Source organism: Gilliamella sp. wkB195, assembly GCF_001690445.1.
Classification (GTDB): domain Bacteria; phylum Pseudomonadota; class Gammaproteobacteria; order Enterobacterales; family Orbaceae; genus Gilliamella; species Gilliamella apicola_E.
The window spans coordinates 58,528-81,108 of sequence record NZ_LZGP01000031.1 but is presented as its reverse complement, the minus strand read 5'-3'; the positions used below and the strand labels follow the sequence as shown (position 1 = coordinate 81,108).

24 protein-coding genes are annotated in these 22,581 nt (G+C 34.8%); 1 reads left to right on the top strand and 23 read right to left on the bottom strand.

Going from position 1 to position 22,581, the window contains the following annotated elements; genetic code table 11:
* Positions 1 to 94: 94 nt before the first annotated feature.
* Positions 95 to 5,080: a DNA repair ATPase gene (locus A9G08_RS08415; RefSeq protein WP_065563260.1), complete on the top strand. Its 4,986-nt coding sequence runs from the start codon at positions 95 to 97 to the stop codon at positions 5,078 to 5,080.
* A gap of 443 nt (positions 5,081 to 5,523) precedes the next feature.
* Here the strand turns inward: A9G08_RS08415 and A9G08_RS08405 are convergent, their stop codons facing one another.
* The 23 genes from A9G08_RS08405 to A9G08_RS08300 form a co-directional block, all read right to left on the bottom strand.
* The gene (locus A9G08_RS08405) at positions 5,524 to 5,706 is read right to left on the bottom strand and encodes a hypothetical protein (RefSeq protein WP_065563258.1); all 183 of its coding nucleotides are present in this window, start codon (positions 5,704 to 5,706) and stop codon (positions 5,524 to 5,526) included.
* A 448-nt stretch (positions 5,707 to 6,154) separates the two neighbouring features.
* The gene (locus A9G08_RS08400; RefSeq protein WP_065563257.1) at positions 6,155 to 6,766 is read right to left on the bottom strand and encodes a tail fiber assembly protein; all 612 of its coding nucleotides are present in this window, start codon (positions 6,764 to 6,766) and stop codon (positions 6,155 to 6,157) included.
* A gap of 12 nt (positions 6,767 to 6,778) precedes the next feature.
* On the bottom strand, positions 6,779 to 7,795 hold the full coding sequence (locus A9G08_RS11785; protein WP_081299543.1) for a phage tail protein: 1,017 nt from the start codon (positions 7,793 to 7,795) through the stop codon (positions 6,779 to 6,781).
* Positions 7,788 to 8,378: a YmfQ family protein gene (locus A9G08_RS08390; RefSeq protein ID WP_065563256.1), complete on the bottom strand. Its 591-nt coding sequence runs from the start codon at positions 8,376 to 8,378 to the stop codon at positions 7,788 to 7,790. The genes A9G08_RS11785 and A9G08_RS08390 overlap by 8 nt, the downstream gene beginning before the upstream one ends.
* Positions 8,369 to 9,436, bottom strand: a complete 1,068-nt coding sequence (locus tag A9G08_RS08385; protein WP_065563255.1) for a baseplate J/gp47 family protein — start codon at positions 9,434 to 9,436, stop codon at positions 8,369 to 8,371. The genes A9G08_RS08390 and A9G08_RS08385 overlap by 10 nt, the downstream gene beginning before the upstream one ends.
* Positions 9,429 to 9,842, bottom strand: a complete 414-nt coding sequence (locus A9G08_RS08380; RefSeq protein ID WP_065563254.1) for a phage GP46 family protein — start codon at positions 9,840 to 9,842, stop codon at positions 9,429 to 9,431. The genes A9G08_RS08385 and A9G08_RS08380 overlap by 8 nt, the downstream gene beginning before the upstream one ends.
* 54 nt (positions 9,843 to 9,896) lie before the next feature.
* Positions 9,897 to 10,460 carry a phage baseplate assembly protein V gene (locus A9G08_RS08375; RefSeq protein WP_065563253.1) on the bottom strand — a complete coding sequence of 188 codons (564 nt, stop codon included), beginning with the start codon at positions 10,458 to 10,460 and terminating at the stop codon, positions 9,897 to 9,899.
* A 24-nt stretch (positions 10,461 to 10,484) separates the two neighbouring features.
* Positions 10,485 to 11,519, bottom strand: coding sequence for a phage baseplate assembly protein (locus A9G08_RS08370; RefSeq protein ID WP_065563252.1), 1,035 nt, complete (start codon positions 11,517 to 11,519; stop codon positions 10,485 to 10,487).
* Positions 11,516 to 12,886, bottom strand: a complete 1,371-nt coding sequence (locus A9G08_RS08365; RefSeq protein WP_065563251.1) for a DNA circularization protein — start codon at positions 12,884 to 12,886, stop codon at positions 11,516 to 11,518. The genes A9G08_RS08370 and A9G08_RS08365 overlap by 4 nt, the downstream gene beginning before the upstream one ends.
* The gene (locus tag A9G08_RS08360; protein WP_065563250.1) at positions 12,886 to 15,174 is read right to left on the bottom strand and encodes a phage tail tape measure protein; all 2,289 of its coding nucleotides are present in this window, start codon (positions 15,172 to 15,174) and stop codon (positions 12,886 to 12,888) included. Before A9G08_RS08360 ends, A9G08_RS08365 begins: the two co-directional genes overlap by 1 nt.
* 148 nt (positions 15,175 to 15,322) lie before the next feature.
* Positions 15,323 to 15,622: a phage tail assembly protein gene (locus A9G08_RS08355; RefSeq protein ID WP_065563249.1), complete on the bottom strand. Its 300-nt coding sequence runs from the start codon at positions 15,620 to 15,622 to the stop codon at positions 15,323 to 15,325.
* On the bottom strand, positions 15,622 to 15,984 hold the full coding sequence (locus tag A9G08_RS08350) for a phage tail tube protein (RefSeq protein ID WP_065563248.1): 363 nt from the start codon (positions 15,982 to 15,984) through the stop codon (positions 15,622 to 15,624). Before A9G08_RS08350 ends, A9G08_RS08355 begins: the two co-directional genes overlap by 1 nt.
* On the bottom strand, positions 15,984 to 17,483 hold the full coding sequence (locus tag A9G08_RS08345; RefSeq protein WP_065563247.1) for a phage tail sheath subtilisin-like domain-containing protein: 1,500 nt from the start codon (positions 17,481 to 17,483) through the stop codon (positions 15,984 to 15,986). Before A9G08_RS08345 ends, A9G08_RS08350 begins: the two co-directional genes overlap by 1 nt.
* Complete coding sequence (locus tag A9G08_RS08340) at positions 17,473 to 17,658, bottom strand: DUF2635 domain-containing protein (RefSeq protein ID WP_065563246.1); 186 nt, start codon at positions 17,656 to 17,658, stop codon at positions 17,473 to 17,475. Before A9G08_RS08340 ends, A9G08_RS08345 begins: the two co-directional genes overlap by 11 nt.
* Positions 17,648 to 18,292, bottom strand: a complete 645-nt coding sequence (locus tag A9G08_RS08335) for a phage tail terminator protein (RefSeq protein ID WP_065563245.1) — start codon at positions 18,290 to 18,292, stop codon at positions 17,648 to 17,650. Before A9G08_RS08335 ends, A9G08_RS08340 begins: the two co-directional genes overlap by 11 nt.
* A 363-nt stretch (positions 18,293 to 18,655) precedes the next feature.
* Positions 18,656 to 18,889, bottom strand: coding sequence for an Rz1-like lysis system protein LysC (gene lysC, locus A9G08_RS11890; protein WP_442902916.1), 234 nt, complete (start codon positions 18,887 to 18,889; stop codon positions 18,656 to 18,658).
* A complete protein-coding gene (locus tag A9G08_RS08330) occupies positions 18,786 to 19,139 on the bottom strand; it encodes a hypothetical protein (RefSeq protein ID WP_065563244.1) in 354 nt (117 codons plus the stop codon). Before A9G08_RS08330 ends, lysC begins: the two co-directional genes overlap by 104 nt.
* Entirely contained in the window at positions 19,136 to 19,576 is a 441-nt protein-coding gene (locus A9G08_RS08325; RefSeq protein WP_065563243.1) for a D-Ala-D-Ala carboxypeptidase family metallohydrolase, read from the bottom strand. Before A9G08_RS08325 ends, A9G08_RS08330 begins: the two co-directional genes overlap by 4 nt.
* A complete protein-coding gene (locus tag A9G08_RS08320) occupies positions 19,576 to 19,884 on the bottom strand; it encodes a phage holin family protein (RefSeq protein WP_065563242.1) in 309 nt (102 codons plus the stop codon). Before A9G08_RS08320 ends, A9G08_RS08325 begins: the two co-directional genes overlap by 1 nt.
* Before the next feature lie 363 nt (positions 19,885 to 20,247).
* Complete coding sequence (locus A9G08_RS08315; protein ID WP_065563241.1) at positions 20,248 to 20,658, bottom strand: antiterminator Q family protein; 411 nt, start codon at positions 20,656 to 20,658, stop codon at positions 20,248 to 20,250.
* Positions 20,659 to 20,820: 162 nt separating this feature from the next.
* The gene (locus A9G08_RS08310; RefSeq protein ID WP_065563240.1) at positions 20,821 to 21,474 is read right to left on the bottom strand and encodes a hypothetical protein; all 654 of its coding nucleotides are present in this window, start codon (positions 21,472 to 21,474) and stop codon (positions 20,821 to 20,823) included.
* 2 nt (positions 21,475 to 21,476) lie between these two features.
* Positions 21,477 to 22,226, bottom strand: a complete 750-nt coding sequence (locus A9G08_RS08305) for a hypothetical protein (RefSeq protein ID WP_065563239.1) — start codon at positions 22,224 to 22,226, stop codon at positions 21,477 to 21,479.
* 9 nt (positions 22,227 to 22,235) lie between these two features.
* The gene (locus A9G08_RS08300; RefSeq protein WP_065563238.1) at positions 22,236 to 22,430 is read right to left on the bottom strand and encodes a hypothetical protein; all 195 of its coding nucleotides are present in this window, start codon (positions 22,428 to 22,430) and stop codon (positions 22,236 to 22,238) included.
* Positions 22,431 to 22,581 lie beyond the last annotated feature (151 nt).

The window sequence follows — 22,581 nt, the reverse complement described above, 5'->3', positions numbered from 1 at the left end:
ATAGTCATTTATCTATAATGTAATCAGTTTTAGGTAGGATTCATTTCCTACCTAAAACATTAGGTATTTCAGTATTATCTTCAACGAGTAAAACATGTCAGAAACCCAAGATCAGCAACAAACATCAATTGATAAAGCAGTCGCGGAAGGCGGAGCTTATGAAATTCTTCGTAAACGTTTAACCTCTTTAGGACAAGAACTTAATCAAAAGACAGAAGCTCTAAATCAGGAAAGGCTATCTGAGTTTGGTAAAAGTGACATGTCCATTATTAGCCGTATTCGTATTAGAACGGAAAATAACTGTGTAGCACGAGATATTGTTCGCTTTGGTGATTGGTTGTTGTTTGGTTATAACGTCTATTTAGGATTAAAAAAAGAAACCAAGATAGAAGATGTATTTTCACTTTATCAATTAGTGGAACGTGATAACAATTATGAAGCTGATCCGATTGATCTCTCAAATACATTCTTAAATATAGATCGATTTATACAAGACTTTAATGAGCTTTATACTTATTATAAAAATGCCCAGTTACTTCAGCTTGTTGAACGTGATGGAAAACTTCTTGCTAGTTTTCAAATTGGAGAACGAATTAGTGATATTCGTGTATTTCGATGGTCTATATCTAGCGATAAAAAAACAATCGAGTATATAGATAATCGAGGTGAGCGAGATATCGCACTACCACCTGCCTACGATTTTGAATGGATCGAAACAACACGTGAAGATATTGTTAATGGGCGATTTCCTCATATCAATGTTCTTGATACAGTATTTGTTGAAACCATTGGTGGTGACTTAACAATAAAGTGTGAAAATAATACTAATGATGGTTTAGGAATTTATCGAGAAGAGGTTGTTGATAAAAATCAATCAATTAATGATGCTAAAATAGAATATGCAAAAGTTGGTTCATTAATCCTATTGAAAATTCTCCCTTACCGCGAAGACAAATGGCGCTATTTAGTTTATAACTCGCTAATCCAGCAAGTCCATCGTATAGATTTTATTGGTCAATCATGTATTCAACTTCCAGAAGATCATGGAATTATATTTCCTGGGGGATACTACTTACAAAATGGAGATTATAAAACTTTTGACCAATCAATGTCAGGTATGCGTTTCAGACGAATTCGCCGTTCACCAAATGGTGAAGATGTTTTATATATTTTCTATGACCCAAGCAATGGGCGACTAGCACTGTTCAATTATAATATGATTGAACGCAAACTAGATAACCCAATTTTAGGTCATGGCTACGCCGTTTTTGAAAATGGTCGAATGGTCGTTTTTGAAGGAGAAAGTGATGAGCCAACTAGAGTTCATCCAATGCAAATTTGGCAAACTCCTTTTTATAGTGATGAATATGCAGCACAACAACCGACAAATAATAGCTTCCTCGGAAAAATAGGTAATGCTGAACTTGTTCGCGGAATTTCAGATCTGTATTTTATCTCGCGCGAAATCGATAACCAGGCAGTCTCTTCACAACTCTATAGCAAACTAAGTGAAGATACAAAACGGCTCTTTGATAATTACTTTTGGCTCAATGACGAGAAACACCTATCATTCTCCCCTATTCTTCGTAATATTTCACAAACGAGTGAATTAGTTATAGATGAGTATGAAAAAGTCGAAAGCATTCGACGTCAATCCGAAAGCGCTATGCGTGAGGCAATTTCTAATCAACAAGATTTATTAACCAAGCTTTACCCTGATAGCTGGCAAGAAACACAAGAATTTGTTGATGCATTAAATGCAATAAAATTACAACTTGGCAGTTTAGTCACATTAAGAACTTACCGATACATTGATTTAGACCAAATCGATGAAATGGAAAATAAACTAAAAGCTAGACAAGCTGAGGTTTCATTAGCTACTGCTGAGTTTTTAGGAAGTGATAAAGCATTAGAGCCATTCAATGTAAAAATTGACGATATTGAACAGCAAATTACCAAAGCAGATACTGTTGCAAAATCACTTGAATCTGTTGAAATAACAGAAACTATGTCAACTGATTTAGATATGCTTTCACAATTGATAGCAACCCTAAAATTTGATGATGTCACATTACAAACTAAAATCATAGAATCAATAGCTGAAGTCTATGCAAAACTTAACCAAACAAAAGCTAAAATCCAACAAAAACGAAAAAATTTAGCTAATGTTGAAATGGTCGCTCAATTTGGTGCTCAATTTAAATTATTTGGGCAAAGTATTGCCAATGCCTTGAGTATTGCAACAACACCTGAAAAATGTGATGATGAGCTATCTCGTCTTCTAGTACAACTTGAAGAGCTTGAAAATCAATTCAGTGAAAGTGAAGAGTTCCTTAATGATATTCTGGCTAAACGAGAAGAGATATTAGAATCATTTGAAACCCATAAACAATCACTACTTGAAGATAGAACAAGACGAACAGAAGCGTTACTTACGGCTGCCAATCGAATTTTAGATAGTATACCAAGAAGAACGGCTAAATTTTCTGATCAAAATGAGTTAAATGCTTTTTTTGTTGCCGACGCTTTAGCTTTAAAAATTCGTGAAATAGTCGAAAAATTAAGAGCACTTTTTGATAATGTCAAAGCAGATGATATTGAATCTCGTTTCCAAAGTGCCAGAGATCAATCAATACGAGCCTTACGAGATAAATCAGAAATATTTGAATCTGGCGGAAATGTAATCAAACTGGGGCCAAGACATAAGTTTAGTGTCAACACCCAAGAACTTGATTTAACCATTGTACCAAAAGAAGAGCATCTTTATTTGCAATTAACGGGTACTGATTATCAGGAAAGAATCAATCACCCTAAATTAGAAAGTTATAAACCTTTCTGGTCAATTTCATTAGAATCCGAATCGCCTAGTGTTTACCGTGGTGAATATTTAGCATATTCAATAATTAATTCAGCGCTTAAAAAAGAGCATGATTTAAGTTATGAAGATTTAAAAAATCAATTAAACCAACCTGAGGTATTAGCTAAAACAGTAAGAGATTATGCGTCAATGCGATATCGTGAGGGCTATGAAAAAGGGATTCACGATCACGATGCATTAAAAATATTAGCTAAACTGATTCCGCTAGGTGAAGCTGCCGGTCTATTACGCTATAACCCTTTAGCCCGAAGCTTAGCTATTCTTTTTTGGCATCATAATCAAAAGAGTGATATTGCCAAATTATGGCCAGAGCGAGCCAAAACTTGTAAAGATATACAGGCGTTATTTGGTCATGATGAAGGTATAAGAAATCTTCAAACAGAGATGTCTTTTGAATTAACCCAATTTTTAGAAAAGTACCCTATTCAACATGAACAGTATCATGTAAAACAAGCAACTGAATATTTAAGCTATATATTAGCCGAAACACCACAAGAATTTACGTTAAGTAAATATGGCCACTATCTATTTGAAGGTTTAAAAGCCCGCCTCGAGGAATCTCATATGTGGGGTGATTTTAACCAATCACAAAGCAATCTTCAAAAACGACTTGCCGATCGCTGGATTCTAATCGAAAGTTGGTTTAAAGGTCTTTGTACCCTCCCCCAATATCAAAAACTATCAGACTATATTGCTGAAGCTTTAGTATTGTGTATGTTAGATAAAGAAAGTAGCATTACGCTGAGAATTAGCGAGCTTGAGCTTGATATTTCCGTCAACGATTTACTTGGCGATCATCCAAGTATAATTCAGGGAGTGTTGAATATTAATCTTGATGATTTCTTTAGTCGCATGCGTAAACAGTCCAGAATTATTATTCCGGAGTTTCAGCATTATCAAAGTCTTCGTCAGGAAGTACTCGATGAACAACGTGATCTTCTACATCTGGAGGAATTTAAGGCTAAACCATTAAGTTCGTTTGTGCGAAACAAACTCATTAATCAAGTTTACTTACCTATCATTGGTGATAACTTAGCTAAACAAATGGGAACGGTTGGTGAAACTAGACGTACCGATTTAATGGGGTTATTACTGCTTATATCTCCACCAGGTTATGGTAAAACGACGTTAATGGAATATGTTGCTAATCGTCTTGGATTAATCTTTATGAAGATTAACGGTCCGGCTTTAGGTCATAGTGTGTTATCTTTCGATCCAAATCAAGCACCGAATGCAACAGCCAAACAAGAGTTAGTAAAACTTAATCTAGCGCTTGAAATGGGAAATAACGTCATGCTTTATATTGATGATATACAGCACACCAATCCGGAATTCTTACAAAAATTCATCTCCCTTTGTGATGGTTCACGCCGAATAGAAGGTGTTTGGAAAGAAAAAACTAAGACCTATGATCTCCGAGGTAAAAAATTCTGCGTTATTATGTCAGGTAACCCATATACTGAATCAGGAGAAGTATTCAAAATACCAGATATGTTGGCTAATCGTGCAGATATTTATAATTTAGGTGAAGTTCTTGGTGGTATGGATGAAGTTTTTGCTTCAAGTTATATCGAAAACTGCTTAACTTCAAATCCAATTCTAGCACCACTTGCGTTACGTGATTTAAATGATCTTTATCAACTCATTGACCATGCACAAGGCAAGCCACTTAACAGCAATGAATTAAGTTATGCTTACAGCCAAGCAGAAATCAGTGAAATTGTTGCAGTACTTAGTAACCTATTGAAAATTAGAGAAGTGGTGTTCAAAGTTAACCAACAATACATCGTTAGTGCAGCTCAATCAGATAAATACCGTACAGAACCACCTTTCAAACTTCAAGGTAGTTATCGAAATATGAATAAACTTGCTGAGAAGGTTTCTTCTGTTATGAATGATGATGAACTAAATCAAATCATCAACGATCACTATTTGGGTGAAGCTCAACTATTAACTAATGGTGCTGAAGAAAATCTCCTTAAACTCGCTGAAATTCGTGGCGTATTAACTGATACACAAACTAAACGTTGGCAACAAATCAAAGCTGATTTTATACGCAATAAAACACTAGGTGGTGATGAAAGTGATACCGGAAACCAAATTGTTACGCAATTGGCTGACTTAGTGCAAAGTGTACAGGCTTTGCAGTTATCATCAAATAAAAAACCGAAAAAAGAGAAAAGAAATACAAAAGGTAAATAGCGAATTTTAATTATATTTTATTGTTAATAAAAAAGGCGGAAATAGACTTCCGCTTTTTTATTATTCTGGAAAAAAGGTAATTAAAATAGGTCAAATCCACATTAATGATAAAAAAACGTATAATAAATAGGCAAAAATATAACAACCTATTGGTGTGATTATCAATAAAATACCTAATCTTCGCATAATTTTGGTTTTAGCGAAGCATAAAATTATTAGACCAATTACGAAAACTAATAAATAAACCCACCAAAACATAAATAGTGACAATAAAAAAAAAACTACTCCATTTAAATACATCATTTAATTAACTCCATTAATTATTATTTTTTCTATTTTTATCCTTTTCGAGTTATTTACCATAATTGACTAATCCGACTTTTATTTCAGAAGCTAAAGAAGACAAAACGATACTGGGTATTAATTCATCAAGCCCAGACAAATTAAATCAGAATATCCTTTTTCATTTTAACACCCCAACATTGCATAACTGGTTTATTGGTGAAGTTATTTGCCCAATCTGGGATAAAATATGGGGTAGTTTCTAATTGGGAAAGATTATGAACAATAAGTTTACTGGTATCATCATTCACATTAATTGATAAATAATATTCAGACAGTTGCATTACTATTTCAAAATAACCAATAGTATTGAAGCCAAATTTTTACACTAAAATTCAAAATAATATACCGTTTAAAATACCATAGGGATTTCTTAACATAATATTTAAAGATAGGTTTTATAGGTTTCGATTATTTTAACACTTTTTGCGATCCAAGTCCCTATTCTTCACTTCAATTCACACACCAAAAAGTATTAGTTTATGATGAATAAAACTAACTAAACTTTCATAACATGATCACAATACACGACACAAAAGCAATTTACATACTAACCGATCCAGATAACGATTCAATTTACGATTGCGAAAATGATTCGTACCTGATTTTCCCATCTCTCGACATTTATAATGACTGAAGGTGTTTTTATCAGAATGACAGATTAAATAAAGTCGGAATTTTTAGATCGTATAAAAATGCGGTTGAGTATGTAAAATTGCTGATTGATGGCATTTAGTTATTCGGTTTTTCAGGCCAGTAGATATCAGGTGCGGTATTAACATCTATCTGATTTAATTCAAAACGATATTTTTTCCATTTTTTTAACATTTCTCTTTGTTGTTCTGTAGCTATATTAGCATCAACAGCATCCTGCAAATTACTTATGGCACTATTTGCTCCGGTTAGTAATTGCGATTGCTGTGATTGAGCAATCGCTATCTCGTATTGATGTTGCTTGTCTTTATCTAAAACCCATTTTTTGCCGTTCCAGCTATCAAATTCAGAATTTGGTTTTAATAGTGTAAAACCGTCAGAAATATCACCGATGCTGGTTACTGTTGATTCTGTGCCAGTTCCTATTGAGTAGATTTTCTTACCTCGATGATCTGCTGGATATGCCCATTTATTATTTTGACGTACAATTGCATGATCATTGTCTACTTCTTTTGGTGCGTCTAAATAAGACTGAGCAGGCAATCCAACACCAACCGGTAAAAACTGATATGTTGCCCCCAGATATTCGTTGGTTATAGCGTTAGTATTGTAAACAATTGCCCACCCAGATGATGTTGTTAGTCCATTTTCATCTAAAATAGCTATTTCTGGTTGTAATTGATATTTCATTTTTTATCTCCTTTATTCTGCTTTAACTATATACATGAATGCAACGTTACGCGGGTGATTATCGTGAGAAACAGGAACAACACGAGATGCATCCATTCCTATCATCCATTCTGTAGAGTTACCGCCAGAGCCACTCCCTGATCGACCTCTAACATAAAATGCGCCCGTTGCCGCCTGATCGCCGTTATTATCGTCGGTTGCGGCAAATGTTCCGTAAATATTTCGTATAGCATCAACCTGCCAGCTCAATATGACTCGGTCTGGGTCTGCACGTCGCCCATTATCCCATCCCCTAATAAATTCACCGCGCAGGTCTGGTAAACTGCCCCACGGATACGCGGCAGCTAAATGTGGATACAAATTAGTATTAAATTGTGAGCCATTACATTCAAACCAGCCTGCGGGCGGGGTTGCCTGTGGCCATGGCATGGGGACGCCTACAGGGACGCTTCTATTGCGAACGAACCAATCTAGATTTGTAATTCGCTCAACAGGAACAGAACCCTCACATAGTGATCCATCAAAATTAAATGCCCACGCCGCTCTATCGCTAACGTGGTTATACATCCCGACAACCCCGTCATCTCGTACAAATAAAAAAAATCGTTTATCGTGAGAACGTACTCTAGATTCAGCTGGGCACAACTCAAATTTATCAGAAATCTCGCCAATTATGTTATGTGCATTGTTAGCATTTGTATTTGCTTTCGCTGCATTATCATTAGCTTTTTTGACAGCTAGAGGTGTAGCCGCTTCGGTTTCTGATTCGCTGTTAGTTGATGAGTTAAGCTTTACACTACCTTTACTGACAAACTCTTTAATAGCTGTGGCAAGTTGATCATGTTTTGTTTTATCAAGCACGAAACCTGCTGATTCAATGGCATTAGCAATTTCCTCTTGAATCGAATCACAATACAAATAATCAAGTTGTGTTGCTGGTGTACCAGTTTGTGGATTTCCCCTAGTAAACCCATTTTTTCCTTGCCCAAATTTATCTTTTTGGGCTGTTGGTGTGTCAATTCTATGCATTGATTACTCCGTATTTAAAAATTACATAGGTATGTGATGGGCATAATTTGTCAATTATGCATTCGATCTGTTTGTCACTCCATTCCCTTAAATATGAATCACAATGATCCTCACATGTCATTTCTGTTATTTTATAATTGTGGGGAATGTTAATAATCCAGTAAAAACGCCATTCTTCATCATACAAATAATCTTCGCATGATGATTCACATGTAAAAACATCATTGTTATAGTTAGTGATAGTTGCATCTGGATAACCGTTGATAGCTAATATATTTAGATAAAAATCTTTATTGATTGCTCCAGTCAGATTTAATTTAGAATCTAAACGATTTCGACGAGTTGTTAACGTTTGAAATAACTCTGAATAACAACTATCAGGTAAACCACAAACTTGCTCATATCTGTCAATAAGTTCTGTTGTAGTTCGCGGATCAATTTCTCGCATTAGGTCATCAACTCGATGATGTGTTTTTGATAATGTTAATGCTAATGATAAAAGTATTGGCTCTTCTTTATCCCATGCTGGGCCGTATGGTAATAAATTACTAACCATACTTTGATATTGTTTTTCTATATCCATTCAATATTCCCCAATACTGCAACTTCATTTTTTTCTATAAAAATATTTTTATTTGGATACATTAATTCATGCGAATATTCACCAAATGAAGCACTGATTACTTCACTTATACGAGATCTAAATAGTGTTGATTGTGGTCTTCCTTCGCGTAGAAGAAATTCTTTTAACTCTGCTTCTATTTGATAACGAATTTCTGGGTTGTCTGGGGTTACTATAATTTTAAAATCAATGGGCTTAGGGAGAGGTGAAAAAACGATTAACCTAGAGCCAGCAACAGGTGCTAGAGGTTCAATGTGCTTTTTGATATTTTGAATTGTGGTATTGTCTAAAATAGGATTAACAGGATCGCTATTTGCAACCATCAAACCTACGCTACCAGTGCCGGCCCAATGACGATAACACCAAGCCCTTGTAACTCCTGATACTTCTTTAGCCCATTGTACATAATCCTGATCTGCTCCACTTTGAGGGGTGTAATACCACCTATCTATAACTCGTTTTCTGAATGTTTCTATATCTTCAACATCTGAACCGCTTTCAATAGAATCAGCGTAACATGTTGATGATAGCCCTGTAACCGGTGAAATCAGTGACATGCTTGTGCCATCATCACAGTTCCCTTTTTTTCCAAGTTCATCACAAATTACAGGCACTCTTAAGATATTATTTGCAGATGTTGTTGTCTGTGTAACTGTATACAGGCACTGATCAACTTGGCGTCTAACCTTTTGATCTTTTCTGATAATAATGCCGTCCGATACTTCATCAAACCTAATATAGCCAACCGCAGATGTAGGTTGTTTTCTATAGCAACGCTTCATATTACCGTGCCGAATTAGCCAATTTTCATCAGCTTGATCCGGTAAAATATTTTTGGCCATGTTTTCTATATAACCCAATAATATGTGAGTCGCCCCAGCGATAACACGCCCATAAACCTCAGGATCATTCCGTCGTAACGATATTAATTCATCATCAACAGCTAAACGTGCATACAAATCATTGCGAGTAGTTGTGATTAAATCTGGTAAAGTCGGTCTTGAAAATTCACTAGCCATTGATTTTGCTCCAAAGGTTATCAAACCTATATTCTTCATTACTTCCATCTTTTTTAAAGATATTAATAGTAGCAACTAAAACAGTTAAATCGATTCGCTTAACAGAAACATCGATACGTGATGCCAGCCCATCATCAATCATCCATTGCACAGCTTCTTTTATATAAATTTTTGCAAAGTTAGCTGTTTGGTTATTTAATTTTGAACGGGCTAATAAATAAAGGCGTGATCCGATTTTGTCGTTAGCAATACTAGGATATGAGTCACCCCACCAGCCATATGGATGATCTGAATCATCACTGGTATTTTTTCTGCGCCAAGTGAATAAGGAAATTATTAGTGCACGATATAGCTTATTTTGAATATCAGTTGGATTGGTATTTTTGCCATTTATTGTCAATATCATTTTTTTTACTCATAAAAAAACCGTCATTAGACGGTTTATATAGTGAAGTGTTAATTATTCTAATCGTTGATTAGGAACATGCGTAATGGAGTTTGTTTCATTATGCGTGTGCTCATTATAAATGGTTCTAATATCTGAAATAGTGCTGGTTTGGTCTTCAATTTCACCTGTAGATTTTAATAACGGTGTAGCAAAATTTGTCCCAACTGATGCTTTAACAACTAAGTTTTTGGTATTTAGTTCTATTGCATCATCAGCATTCACAATAAATTTTTTAGTTTTTACATTAATTTCATTATTGCGATTAAAAATAATGTAATCACCTTCATCTGTATAAATGGCTACTTCACCCTGCTTAAGCGACTTAATTCGATAACGACGATCCCCTGCTACTAATATTACACCATGAGACTTATCACCGTCTAAAAATAATGCAACAGCTTCAGCTCCATCTAATGGCCTTGAAGTAAAACCATAAGACTCTATTTGTTCTATATCGCTTTTCTGCTCTCCACCAGACATTTTTATTTGCAATGTTTGGCATTTACTTGCACTGTTACTAGATGTTATATAACCACGTGAAACCAAATTCATTATTTTATTTAAAACTTGTCGCATTAAAACACCTCACAAGTATTTGCTTTAACTATTTTTTTTCTTTTTCTCAGGTAAATATGCCTCGACTGGACCTACCTTCAATTCACATAGTGTTCCTCGGCTACTTAAACTATATTTAACTTCGGCAATAACCAGTTTTTCACTATCAAATCCCAATAGAGGATCATCAACAACTACTATTTGATTAGGTTTCCACAATGACCCATCACCTTGTCGCCAGCCTTGAATGGTATAAGTCGCTTCTCGGGTTTTACTCGCTCTTAACGTTTTTTCCATTTCACAGCGTTCTTGGCACGTACCATTATTTGAATCCCCTGACTGTTTAATAATTAGAGGGCGATAACGAATAATTTCTTCATCCTTAGATGAAGAGCTGACTGAAGAAAGCGTTGCTTTTCCAAAGTTTTTATCATCACCAATGCTCTGTCCAGAAACAAAATAATCTGAATAGCGATCTTTAATACTTTTTTCAGCATCTCCTGAGAGAATATTAGCACCAAGAACCAATGCAGTTTTTGCCTCATCTGAACCAATATCACCAATAACTAGTTGTCCTTGTTCATCATCAAATACGATAATCTGTTTCATACCCATTATTTTGCTAATAACATCGAAAACAGTATCGCCCTGATCTGCCTGAATGCTTAGAGAACCTGCATCAGTACTTTGGTTAAATACATTTAGTTTGAATGGCTCAACTAAATCTTGTATCACTTGTAATGTTGAACTATTACTATATTGTTTAGGTACTGCACTACAATCAACGCAATCAGCAGTTTTACTCCTACCAACGATGCCCATAGATAACGATCCTGCATCATATCGAATCGGCAACGATTCAATATAACCAGTTAAAACAACATCATCATCAATAAATACCTCAACAAGATCACCGTTTTTAACAGCTATTTTAGTTTCTAAATTTTCTCCTGATGAAGGCCATTGACGGGTGATAGTGACATTAAAATCTCTTGCCAGTCGTTCAATACCTGCCGAGATACTAATTTCAGTCCATCCTCCGAAATATTTGCCATTAACCTTTAATAAAACGTTATTCATGGTTTGGGTACTCTTAGTTCTTTAACTGGAACGAATCCAGGATGAAAAATACTGTTGCGAATCGAGATATCCTCACAACGTGAAGCATTGTTATAGAGATAGTGAGCTAAAACTAAATCAGGCAACACCTCATTAGGGATATAGACAATTGTTTTTTCTATTTTGATTAGGCGAGCATTGATATCTTGATTTACTGCGGCCTTTAATTTTGCTAACGCAATGTATAATCCATCATACTCCGTTCGCGATAATTCTTTATCAAATGACTTATTGATGGACACCTTGATATCCAATAAATCATCAAATGAGATGGTATTATGTTTTTCAACTGTTGATGGTTTTGATACATGTATGCTTGTTATATTAGTAGTTAAATGACTAGTTGGTAACGTATGATCTTGATCAAAATAATTTTCTTTTTTACCTTTAGTTGATTCTAACGCCACAGGAGCAAAAGCGTGTTTTCTTTTATCTTCAACTTGTTTCGGTAACGATGCAATTATTCGTGATACTTCTGTAAGTGCGGTAACTCGAATAGCAGTATTAATCAAGTTTTGATTTTTCTTTCTTTTTTGGGTAGATTTGCTATCAGTTGACCAAATTGCCCCAGGGAAAATGCTCTTTATAAATGATATACCATTAAACACCTTTACTCTTGCTATTAACCCGTTTATAGAATTGGAAAATTTTGTCGCACTATGCCACACCTTTTTAATTGAATTAACGATTGATGGGCCCCCCGTTCCGAGGATAGGCGATAAATCACCATTTAAGATTTTAACTACATCATTAACATACGGTGTTATTGCATTATAAGCATCGGCTATGTCATTTAAAATTGATATGGTGTTATCAAGAATACTCTGCTGTACAAAATCAGGCGCATCGATTAAGTCAAAATCTTCAAACGCATCTAATAGTGCTTGATCTACATTATCTGCATTTTCTCCTACTATGTCATCAGTCGCTAATGAAGAATCGGGGAATATTAACTCACCAGCTTCAACAAATGAAAATGAAATTACACTCATTCGACCGTTTTCAACGGAATTATTTACTGTTATTTGCCCTTCTATATTAACATTAAGTTCACCAAGAAATGGGTGAATTAACATTCCTGAACCTTCCTGCTCAATAGCATTAACTAATTTTTCAGTTTGTTCTTGATAGTCATCCCCAATTAAAAAAGCTTCTATTTTATTTTTACGTGCTGATCGCCCCATATCTTCAGTATACGGTACATCTCTATATGGATATTCATGGGTTTGATTACGCCGTCCAAATTCAGATGATGTGCTACTAACTTGAAACCGTACACCACGAAAACTTGCTGGAAGCAAATCATTCAACCAACTTAGATTTATCATCAACCTCTCCCTAAATTCGCATACGGATTCCAGCCAACATCTGTTTTCATATTAAAACCTGATGCCTGTTTAGTTTCTTTTACTATTGTACCTTCAGGTGCATTTTCAAACTTCACAACAAGTTCGCCATTACCAACTGTATTTGAAAATTTATTAATTGGCATTTGAGGTATTTGATAATAAGGATAATTATCCATCAGCTTTGTTACTTCTTGAGGTAAGCTCGATGTATCAATATTAACCTTTATATTTTTTTTATCATCACCGAAAAGAAATTTCCACACATTCAGTAACGGTTCAATGCCAGACTTAACGTTATTCCATAACTCTTTGAAGAAGTTTTTGACACTATCCCACATTTTAGGAATCAAATCACCTGCTGCTTCAAATGGGGTTATGAATACATCAAAAATAGGCATCAGACATGGCTTTATAGTTTCCCATAAACCACTGAAAAATTTACTGACAGCTTCCCATGCCTTTACAATTATTTCACCACCTGCTTTGAATCCCGCTATAAAGACGTCAATAATAGGCATCACAAAAGGTTTGATAAATTCCCATAGCCCACTAAAGAACTTACTGACAGTACTCCATGCATTAACAATGAAAGAAGCCCCAGCTTTTAAACCTTCAACAAAGAAATTAATAATCTTCATAACATAAGGTTCAATTGTTGACCATAAATTGCTAAAGAATTGACTAACAATTCTCCATCCATTTACAATCAATGCGGCTCCATCTTTGAATCTTTCAATAAAATTATTAATAAATGGCATAACGTGAGGTTCAATAATTCCCCAGAGCCATTTAAAGAATTGAACTATTTCATCCCAATATTCAATAATTAAACCAGCTCCTAATGCTATAGCGCTCATAGCAAATCCAATTGGATTAGCTTTCAAAGCAGTGTTAAATCCTATTAATCCTATTCTTGCAAAATCAAATGCTTTTTTTAATTTCAGTTTAGCTATAGCTAATGCCTTTGTGAACCAGATGTATCCCTTTGTTATACCAGTTGCTATTGTAAGCGTGTTAGAAACTGCGCCAACAATAATATTTACACCCGCACATGCAATACGAAGACCAATTAACCCAATAACTGCCATTGCAACCATTTTTACCAGTTCAGGATTTTCTTGAATAAAATGACCAAATTCAACCACTAGCGGCTGTAATTCATTTAAAAGCTCTGTAAATGCAGGTAATAAGGCATCATTTATCGATAAACTAATATTAGTTAACGCATTGTTAAAAAGCTGTAATTTATTAGCCGTTGTATTTGAACTCGAATCATATTTTTTTTGCATCGAACCAGCATATTGCGCTGCATCACCAACTCGGTTAAAGTTAGTTTTTAACAAGTCCATATTGCTAAGTAATGGAGATATAGATTCAACACTTTCCTTACCGAATAACATAGTTAGCGCTGTTGCGCGTTTATCTGCTGACATATTTCCCAAAGATTCAAGCACCTTCATAATCGTTCCTTCGGCATCTTTTTGCATGCCTTTGGCTATTCGTGTTGATGTGAATCCCAATCGTTGTAATACTTTTTGTTGTTCTGCTGTAGCTGCCTTACCTGATGTTAACGTCAGCATAAAGTTTTTAAGGCCAGTTGCTGCCTGTTCTGTATTTGTACCTGTTGCAATAATGGTTGAACTTAATGCCGCTAATTTATCAGCACCAACACCAGATTGTGCTGCAAGAGTACCAATTCGTGAAACAACTTCAGAAATATCTTTTGCGTTTACATTTTGTGTATTGCTTAATAGATTGATTTTATCTGATAAGCTAACTACCTCTTTTTGTGTCAATTTTAAAGACGTTCGCCATGTAGCCATTGTACTACCAGCTTCCTCAGCAGATGTCTCAAACGCGATCCCCATTTTTATGGCATCTTGAGCAAACTGTATTAATTCATCCCTTGGAATATTTGCACGACTTCCCTGTGCAACAATAGAAGCAATATCTTTAGACGCAATTGGTAAACGTAATGACATTTCGCGAATATCTTGCCCCATTTCTTTAAATTGTTCTGGCGTATCAAAGTTAATAACTTCTCTAATATTTTCCATTTTTTCTTCAAATGCCATAGCATCCTTCATTCCTTTGACAAACATCGAAGAAAAAGGAAGATCAGTAACAGCATTCTTTAAATTAAGTTTCCCAAAATCTGATTTACTTAAGTTTTCGCGAAATTCTTTGAATTTATTATTCATTTTATTTAAATTTGGTGACAGTTTATCAACACCTATCACTAATTTTTTTGAGTCAAAGTCTGCCATTATGATTTCCTACTGCTTTCTATGCGGTTTGCTTGTTCGACTAATTCAAATACTTCCGATAGTGAACGTTCTTCTAAGATGTGAAATGGTGACAATTGCCAGTACTTGGCTATATCAAAACAAAGGTTTACAAGATATTCGATTGTGATTATTCCGGTGTCACTTCTCCCTCCACGGTAGTCACTTCCTTCGCCTTTGGGCCAAAGAACATCATGATTTCACCGGTAATCATTAAAAAATCGTAAGGTGTAAGTTGTTCGACGGAGCTGGGTGTAACGTTACCTAGTGTAACGATATACTCAGCAATTTTTTTAGGATCCCCAATCATATTACTATCAAATGGAAAGCCTAATTTTTTAATATCCTTAACAGTTGGTTCGTTAAGCTCAAGTACATGTAATTCGTTGCCATGAGCCATAATAGGCTGTGATAATTTGATTTCTTTCATTATTGATAAAATCCTTCTTGACCATGAAATTCCAATTCTGCTGTACCTTCTTCTGCGTTGTGATTTACTTCACCTTCAATCCATGCGTTTGACAGTACATAAACTTTTCCGTTGGCTAGTTCTGCTGTAACTGTCATTGAATCACTTGAAACTAACATGTCTATAGGAAAATCACCTGGCACTTTAAATGTTCCTTTAATGTAGGGAGCACGAAATGTTTCTTTATAATGAACACTATTATCTAACCCTAAAATACTTTCTTTAACGTTAGTATTCATTGGGACTTCTATGCCGCCGGTTAATGACAATTGAAAAGAATCAACTTTGATGTAAGTTGTTCCTGAAATACGTCGTTGTGTCATTATTTTTTCTCCTCTGGATATTGCAATCTAAACTGTGCTAACACAGCAAAAACACGTAATTGATTAACGAGATCGGGTGGAAATAATACATCCAATCGGTTAGGATCATTGATATTTCGCTCAACAATTAAGTTCTTCTTAAACACATCAAAATTTTCAACTAATCCCATTAATTCTAGTTGACGATAAGTTGCGTTAATTTCAGCTTTAGCAACCGCCGGTGTAATAATTGCCTGCCCAGCACCAAATCGAGTACCATCGTTTGCTAGTTTATGTCGTGGATATTTCGATGTAATCACACTGCGTAATTTACGTAACACATATGCAAGCGTATGCAATGTTTCACTATCGAGATAGCTATTATCAGCAATACCATAACTGTTACGTTGATATGTAGTGATATCTCGTTGAATTAATAAATTACCACTTGAAACATATGCCGTAGCAATACCGTGACTTAGCAATGATTGTTGCTCAGTTAGTGTAAACTGATTACTATCAGAAGCTGGTAATGCACCATTTAACATTCCAGATTGAGTTGGACGTGCAGGATCATTACGAATAAAAATAGCATTACGAGCAGTGCGCATTGCAATTAATTCATCAAGTCCTGTTTGAACCTTTGATTCATAGCCTGCAACGGTAATATGTTGATAATTCAATTTATCACCAAATTCGACTAATTCTGTCAAATTACCTTTTTTAGCGGTATAAGCATGTCCATACAATTGGCGCGCATAGCTCCAACGTCCTGTGGTGTCATCCATCTCATGATTAAATGTAGCTAAAGACGATAAGTCATTAAATGGGAATGCTATAAAATCAAGTAATTTGTCACCCATAGCTGCAATAACGGGGGTTAAATTAGGGGTACCTGTTCCTCCGCTCATTTGATTGATAACAATATTTAAACCATCAGGAGTATCTTCTCCTCCGACTGTACCATAATAGTTAAAACATAGAGGAATATCATTGCCACTCAACCCTTTATTTTTGGCTGTTAGCGTAATTGTGCTATTATTTAAGACAGCGGTGACAGGTAAATCAAGATGAGTATTAATCGCATTATGCAATCCATTTGCTATGGTTTCTGCACTATCAGAGACGGTTACTTGTGATTGAATTTTACTATTACCGATATAGAGACTTAATGTTCCTGTTTCTTCTGCAGTACCTGATATTTGAATAGTACCAGTCGCATTCGAGCCAGCTGTAGGTTCATCTACCGCGATAACAAAAAGCTCGCCAAAATTATCAATATTACGATAGGATTCTACCATTCTTGATAATTGACTGCCTCGCCCCGCAAGTTTTTTAGCCTGATCTGCAGATGGCATAATAATTAACTTATTACGTTCAATGCTACTATCAGCTAACGGATAAGCAATAATTAGTGAAGCACCGTTATCTTGAATAGTATTTGCCGCAGATGAATCTACTTCCGCATAAAATAAAGGAACCTTTATATTGCTAGGAAAATTGTTAAAACTAATTGTCATTTTTAGCTACCTTTTTTTCTTGTTTCACTTTGATGCTTGTAACTTCTTCAACATCATTATTTGTCAATCGTCTAGCCCAGTACTGGTTATACTCAACATTACGACCGTCTACTGGTAAATAATCCCCATTATTGGGGTCATATACCTGTTTATTATTGACTGGTTTAATTATCATTATTATCCTCATAGATATTGTTATTTAAAAAACTTATTGTTACTCCTGAGTCTTGTTGATTAGCTGTACCCGAAATGGTATCAAAATTGCCGATATTTAACGGGTTATATAATGGAGGTTTGGTAATACCGGGATTATTTGGATCAAATTGCCAATCAGGAACGGGGATTGGATTATCAGCAACTTTTAAATCAAAATATTGCCGAGTATCTTCAAATCCAATTTCACGCACCGAACTGAAATTAAATTGATAACAAATTCTATCTTTATCTAAATCGAGTAATTTCCCACCATCATATTGAATTGGATAATGAGATGGAGTTAGTTCAAGACCAAGTAAAACTTGCCAAAGATCAACTTTGATATTCTCAACAAGATCATATACTTCTTGTTTCCCTTGCTCTCCTATCAACTTTAATACAACAATAACTCCAAAACCCTCTATTACATTTTGCCAATAATCTGTTTTTGACTTATTGTTCTGCGCTTTATCATCTAGTGGAACAACGTAAGCTGCTGGTAGTTCTGAAAATGTCGTATCTTTAATAGATGAGAATTTAGCAATCCAACTAACTCGCCCTTCAAAACTTAGGCAAAAATGGCGTAATGTATGGACGACATGAGATAATTTCATTGTTTAACCTACATAATTTAAGGTGTTTTTAAAATGCTTTTATTTGCTATATGGTGATTGTTTATTTAATTCTTCAATCATAAAGTTTGCACTTGAAGTACCATTGGCAAAATCGCACCAGCCTTTACCACATTACTATTTAGCCTTATGAGACAACAAACTTGAGCCACCGATAATTCAACAATAACTTATCAGCTAACATCTCCACATCGTTTCTTTAATTATTTGTTAATTTGATCCAATGGGCATTTTTGAAGTTAGGTCCATGTATATACTTACTTTTTTGAGCTAATAGAAGATAGTTACATAAATTAGCTGAGTAAGTCTTAATTTTATCGCCGTAATACTCAATTAATACGCTATTTATTGATCAGTAATTTGTTTGATAGCCCTTTTATCTGCATTACACTTCTCAATGACATTTAATAAATGCTCGTTATATCGAAGACTATCACCAAAAGTCATGAGATTAGGTGGTAAATTTGGTAAGCAGTCACTTAAAAGATTGGCTGGTATCGGTCGATTCACGTATGCCTTTCGCTCGGTTGTACAAGCTTGCAGAAACAGGCATAGGCACAAACTGCTTAGCACAATCATTATCTTTGAGTTGCTCATTAATTTGCTCCTGCCGTTCTAGTGATTGATTTTCTAGTTCACGTTTTGATAATTCGTTATCTGCGATGATTTGGTTGTTTCTAGATATGGTTTGCTCTAACTGATTTATTTGATTAGTTAGCTCAGCATTAGCGTCTTTTAATCGTTTTTTTTCTTCAAAATTGTTATAACAAAAATAAATAGCAAAAGTGATAATGATTAATGATATGCTCAATATCTTTTCATTATTCATAGCAAACCGCTCCTATAAATAGTTTTACCACCTTGCTTAACGGCTGTTAATACTATTTGCCGGTTATTGCCAGGACTAAATCCTATGTGTACCCATTGATTATGCTCTTGGATAAGTTTGTCGAATTGAACACCAGCATCAATCAATCTTTGGCATATTTCTTTAGGGGTACCATATGATGAACGAAAATCAACCGCTAAGCCCTTAGTATGAGAGCTTGTTGAGACTCCGCCTACTCTTGCATTTAATGCAGGACAGCGATATCCAGATGTGATAATAATTGGTTTATCTAATGCTTTTCTAACAAGTTCTAGCTTTATGGCTGTTAACTGCACATTTGGCATTAAATTTTGGGGGACTGAATTATCAATTTTTAAACGACTAGCAGTTAATGAACGTGTAAATTCTTCTAACGTGAAATGTTCAGTTAATTTCATTAATCATCTCCTTTGGCTTTTCTTATTAATTGTTCTTCTAATGCCTTGATTAACGCTGCACCTGACCATCCAGCTAAGCCCGCTATACCTCCTGCTAACTCAAAGTCCCAATTAAAATAACTTGCGGCTAATACAACAAGCGTTCCAGCAAATATCGATATAAATATTTGCGCAAATAGCACCCCAATATTAAATTTATTTCCATTTAGGAACTGATAGCAATAACTTGATAGAGAACCAAGCAAAGTAACAAAAAATAAATACACAACGACAGTCCAATTGACGTTGTTAGGGTCTTTTATCGGCATATTTAAATCTTCTTATTAGTTATGAGTGGCAGCATACTAGCTGGATGTGAGTTATGGCTGAGTCTAGCGTTGCTATCGATTCAGTGATGAGCAAATAGTCAAAATATTGATATAAAAAATATAGTAAACGAAAATAAATTGAAATAACTACAACAGAAATAAAATCACAGTTAGTATTTCATTAAATGATGTTGGCAAAAAAGGAATTAAGCTAGTAGCTAGCGTGTTGATTACTATTTTTCTAGAAAAAAACAGAATAATGTAGATATAAAAAAACCCAACTAATTAGTTGGGTTTAACTATATGCGTTCTAAACCGCATTTTTACCTTATTATATATGCGTATTTGCGCAAAGTCAAGCGGTTATGAAACTTTTTTAAAATATTGATAAATATTTCCTCTTATAAACATCTCGGCTTGATTCAATAAATTAATGATATCGTGTGGACGCTTCCCAATTGCTTTTGCCTGCGAGTTACACGAAACACCTCGCAGATAATATGCGGTCAATACAATCCATTGAGAATAATTGTCATTTTTTAAAATCAGTACCGCATTATCAACAATTTCAGCTTCATCTTCTGTTAAATATTGGCGATAATCAACATCTGTTGGCGCTCCCAAAAAAACAGCGGATTTTGAAGGATATTCAGTTCCAATTCTTTTCAATATACGCGTATTTTTCCATGCAGTTAAAATATCTTTAGTTTCTCTCATTACTCTCTCCCTACTTTGCCAATCTTCATTCACTTTTGCCGTTGTTTTGTAATTCATTTCAGTATTAATCCCTTCGATTTGCTTACATTGTTCCGAATGTTTCGTTTATTGACTTGCTTTATAGATTTATATTTATTTTTTGCTACATTTGCTGTTAATCCTAATACACAGTCTTTTACTATTTTGTTAAACATCTAATAAAGTCGCCATTAACAAAGGCTAATCAGTTTTAATACAAGTTCTGCTTTTTTTTAACATCTCTTTAATGTTAGCGATATGCTCCATACTCTTTGCTGAAACTTGATCATCTTTAAACTCAAGCATTGCGATCGTGTTTTCTGGTTTTGGCAAATAGCAATTAGCTTTTTCTGGTGTTAATAAACCAATGAAAACAGCACGATTAATTGCATCAGCACGTTTTGTTTTATCGCTACCAAGTGATACAAATACCTCTACATTTTTACCATTCATCATTGATGAGTTAACTAAACGTCCATAAGCTTCGATAAAAGTTCTTCTTGCTCCAATTTTGTCGCCATTACGATAAACAAGTTCAGCTTGTGCCCATGCCTTTGCTATTTCCTTAGTCCAAACCAAAGTATTAGTTTCATCACTAGCAAGTATTGCGATTGCCCATGCCTCATCGGGTGATAAATGGTTATTAGGACCACCCATTAAATTAATTAAATCAGCAGGCTTCGGCATAAATTCACTTTTACGCACCCAGACATTGGCTGCTCTGCGCAATGAATCAATTGGGTATTGACTAAGTGTTGACCAATAAATATTGATTTTGGTTGTACTCGCTTGCTGTCCGTAGAGTTCAAGAAGTCCACCAATAATTGCTAAAAAACCATCTGAGATTTTTGCCATAATCAACTCCTCATACTCTCTAAGACAGCTCGATTACGTTCTGCAAGAGTCATAAATCTTGATTGAGAGTGATTCGATTTTTTATAGTTCCCCGCATTACGTAGCCAATTATTAAATGCAGCGTTCCAATCAATATATTTTTTCCCATTAGCCAAGCAATAATCTTTAAACTTAATAAATTCAGTATCCAAATTGACATTTTCATTTAGTGCTATGTTTCGATGATGATCGTTGGGTTTAAAATCATTAGGGAAGTCTCGTTTTTGGGGTTGAGGTTTATCCGCAATAATATTTGTAGTATTCTCTGTAATAGTCTTTGTTGTAATCTCTTGAAATAACGAACTCGACTTTGTAGTCTCCCCGGAATCTACGATGTCTACTTCGGGGTGATTACTTTCTTCATTTCGCGGTAAATGATTAATAGATTTGGCGAAATTAGCTAAAATTTCATTGACCTTTTTATTGTCAATTTTGTAAAAAGTTTTATGATCTAATCGCTTTTCAGTAATTATCAAAACGCCCTTATCTTGTAATTTTTTTATAGCAGTTCTTTGTTCATTGTGAGATAAACCAGTTTCTTCCTCAAGTTCATCACGCGTTTTATACACCCCTAAATCAGATATAGCTTTATCTTGCCAATAAAATAATTGAGAAAATAAAACAGCTGCATTAACACCACCTAACGGCTTAGCCATTTTTGGATAATAGGCATTGGGTCTTCCTTTTAATTTCAATATTTCAACTATATTCATTGTTTTACCTCAAAAATATTCAGCAAAATTGCTATCATTTTTATAAATAATTTCAGTCACTATTTGGTAATTTATTAAATCGTGGATACATGCCTTTAATCTAACAATCTGATAAATTTTATGTTTGTGCTGAATTGATTGTTTTATCACTTGCAAATGTTGTAAGGTTTCGAACGCATTGACTTTAGTTTTTAATGTGTCCATACCTCCCTTTTGTGTAATTTGATAGTGATTTTTTATCTCCTTTAACTTCCTAAAATATGGATAGCTTTTGCAGCAGTCTCAATTATTATCTTTTAAGCCTATCGATAATATTTATTATCAATAATAACCAAAGTTATTGAACAAATCAATA

What these genes read in the sequence shown, in the direction of transcription:
- A9G08_RS08415 (WP_065563260.1), top strand. Translation starts at nt 95, where the DNA reads ATGTCAGAAACCCAAGATCAGCAACAAACATCAATTGATAAAGCAGTC.
- A9G08_RS08405 (WP_065563258.1), bottom strand. Translation starts at nt 5,706, where the DNA reads ATGCAACTGTCTGAATATTATTTATCAATTAATGTGAATGATGATACC.
- A9G08_RS08400 (WP_065563257.1), bottom strand. Translation starts at nt 6,766, where the DNA reads ATGAAATATCAATTACAACCAGAAATAGCTATTTTAGATGAAAATGGA.
- A9G08_RS11785 (WP_081299543.1), bottom strand. Translation starts at nt 7,795, where the DNA reads ATGCATAGAATTGACACACCAACAGCCCAAAAAGATAAATTTGGGCAA.
- A9G08_RS08390 (WP_065563256.1), bottom strand. Translation starts at nt 8,378, where the DNA reads ATGGATATAGAAAAACAATATCAAAGTATGGTTAGTAATTTATTACCA.
- A9G08_RS08385 (WP_065563255.1), bottom strand. Translation starts at nt 9,436, where the DNA reads ATGGCTAGTGAATTTTCAAGACCGACTTTACCAGATTTAATCACAACT.
- A9G08_RS08380 (WP_065563254.1), bottom strand. Translation starts at nt 9,842, where the DNA reads ATGATATTGACAATAAATGGCAAAAATACCAATCCAACTGATATTCAA.
- A9G08_RS08375 (WP_065563253.1), bottom strand. Translation starts at nt 10,460, where the DNA reads ATGCGACAAGTTTTAAATAAAATAATGAATTTGGTTTCACGTGGTTAT.
- A9G08_RS08370 (WP_065563252.1), bottom strand. Translation starts at nt 11,519, where the DNA reads ATGAATAACGTTTTATTAAAGGTTAATGGCAAATATTTCGGAGGATGG.
- A9G08_RS08365 (WP_065563251.1), bottom strand. Translation starts at nt 12,886, where the DNA reads ATGATAAATCTAAGTTGGTTGAATGATTTGCTTCCAGCAAGTTTTCGT.
- A9G08_RS08360 (WP_065563250.1), bottom strand. Translation starts at nt 15,174, where the DNA reads ATGGCAGACTTTGACTCAAAAAAATTAGTGATAGGTGTTGATAAACTG.
- A9G08_RS08355 (WP_065563249.1), bottom strand. Translation starts at nt 15,622, where the DNA reads ATGAAAGAAATCAAATTATCACAGCCTATTATGGCTCATGGCAACGAA.
- A9G08_RS08350 (WP_065563248.1), bottom strand. Translation starts at nt 15,984, where the DNA reads ATGACACAACGACGTATTTCAGGAACAACTTACATCAAAGTTGATTCT.
- A9G08_RS08345 (WP_065563247.1), bottom strand. Translation starts at nt 17,483, where the DNA reads ATGACAATTAGTTTTAACAATTTTCCTAGCAATATAAAGGTTCCTTTA.
- A9G08_RS08340 (WP_065563246.1), bottom strand. Translation starts at nt 17,658, where the DNA reads ATGATAATTAAACCAGTCAATAATAAACAGGTATATGACCCCAATAAT.
- A9G08_RS08335 (WP_065563245.1), bottom strand. Translation starts at nt 18,292, where the DNA reads ATGAAATTATCTCATGTCGTCCATACATTACGCCATTTTTGCCTAAGT.
- lysC (WP_442902916.1), bottom strand. Translation starts at nt 18,889, where the DNA reads ATGATTGTGCTAAGCAGTTTGTGCCTATGCCTGTTTCTGCAAGCTTGT.
- A9G08_RS08330 (WP_065563244.1), bottom strand. Translation starts at nt 19,139, where the DNA reads ATGAATAATGAAAAGATATTGAGCATATCATTAATCATTATCACTTTT.
- A9G08_RS08325 (WP_065563243.1), bottom strand. Translation starts at nt 19,576, where the DNA reads ATGAAATTAACTGAACATTTCACGTTAGAAGAATTTACACGTTCATTA.
- A9G08_RS08320 (WP_065563242.1), bottom strand. Translation starts at nt 19,884, where the DNA reads ATGCCGATAAAAGACCCTAACAACGTCAATTGGACTGTCGTTGTGTAT.
- A9G08_RS08315 (WP_065563241.1), bottom strand. Translation starts at nt 20,658, where the DNA reads ATGAATTACAAAACAACGGCAAAAGTGAATGAAGATTGGCAAAGTAGG.
- A9G08_RS08310 (WP_065563240.1), bottom strand. Translation starts at nt 21,474, where the DNA reads ATGGCAAAAATCTCAGATGGTTTTTTAGCAATTATTGGTGGACTTCTT.
- A9G08_RS08305 (WP_065563239.1), bottom strand. Translation starts at nt 22,226, where the DNA reads ATGAATATAGTTGAAATATTGAAATTAAAAGGAAGACCCAATGCCTAT.
- A9G08_RS08300 (WP_065563238.1), bottom strand. Translation starts at nt 22,430, where the DNA reads ATGGACACATTAAAAACTAAAGTCAATGCGTTCGAAACCTTACAACAT.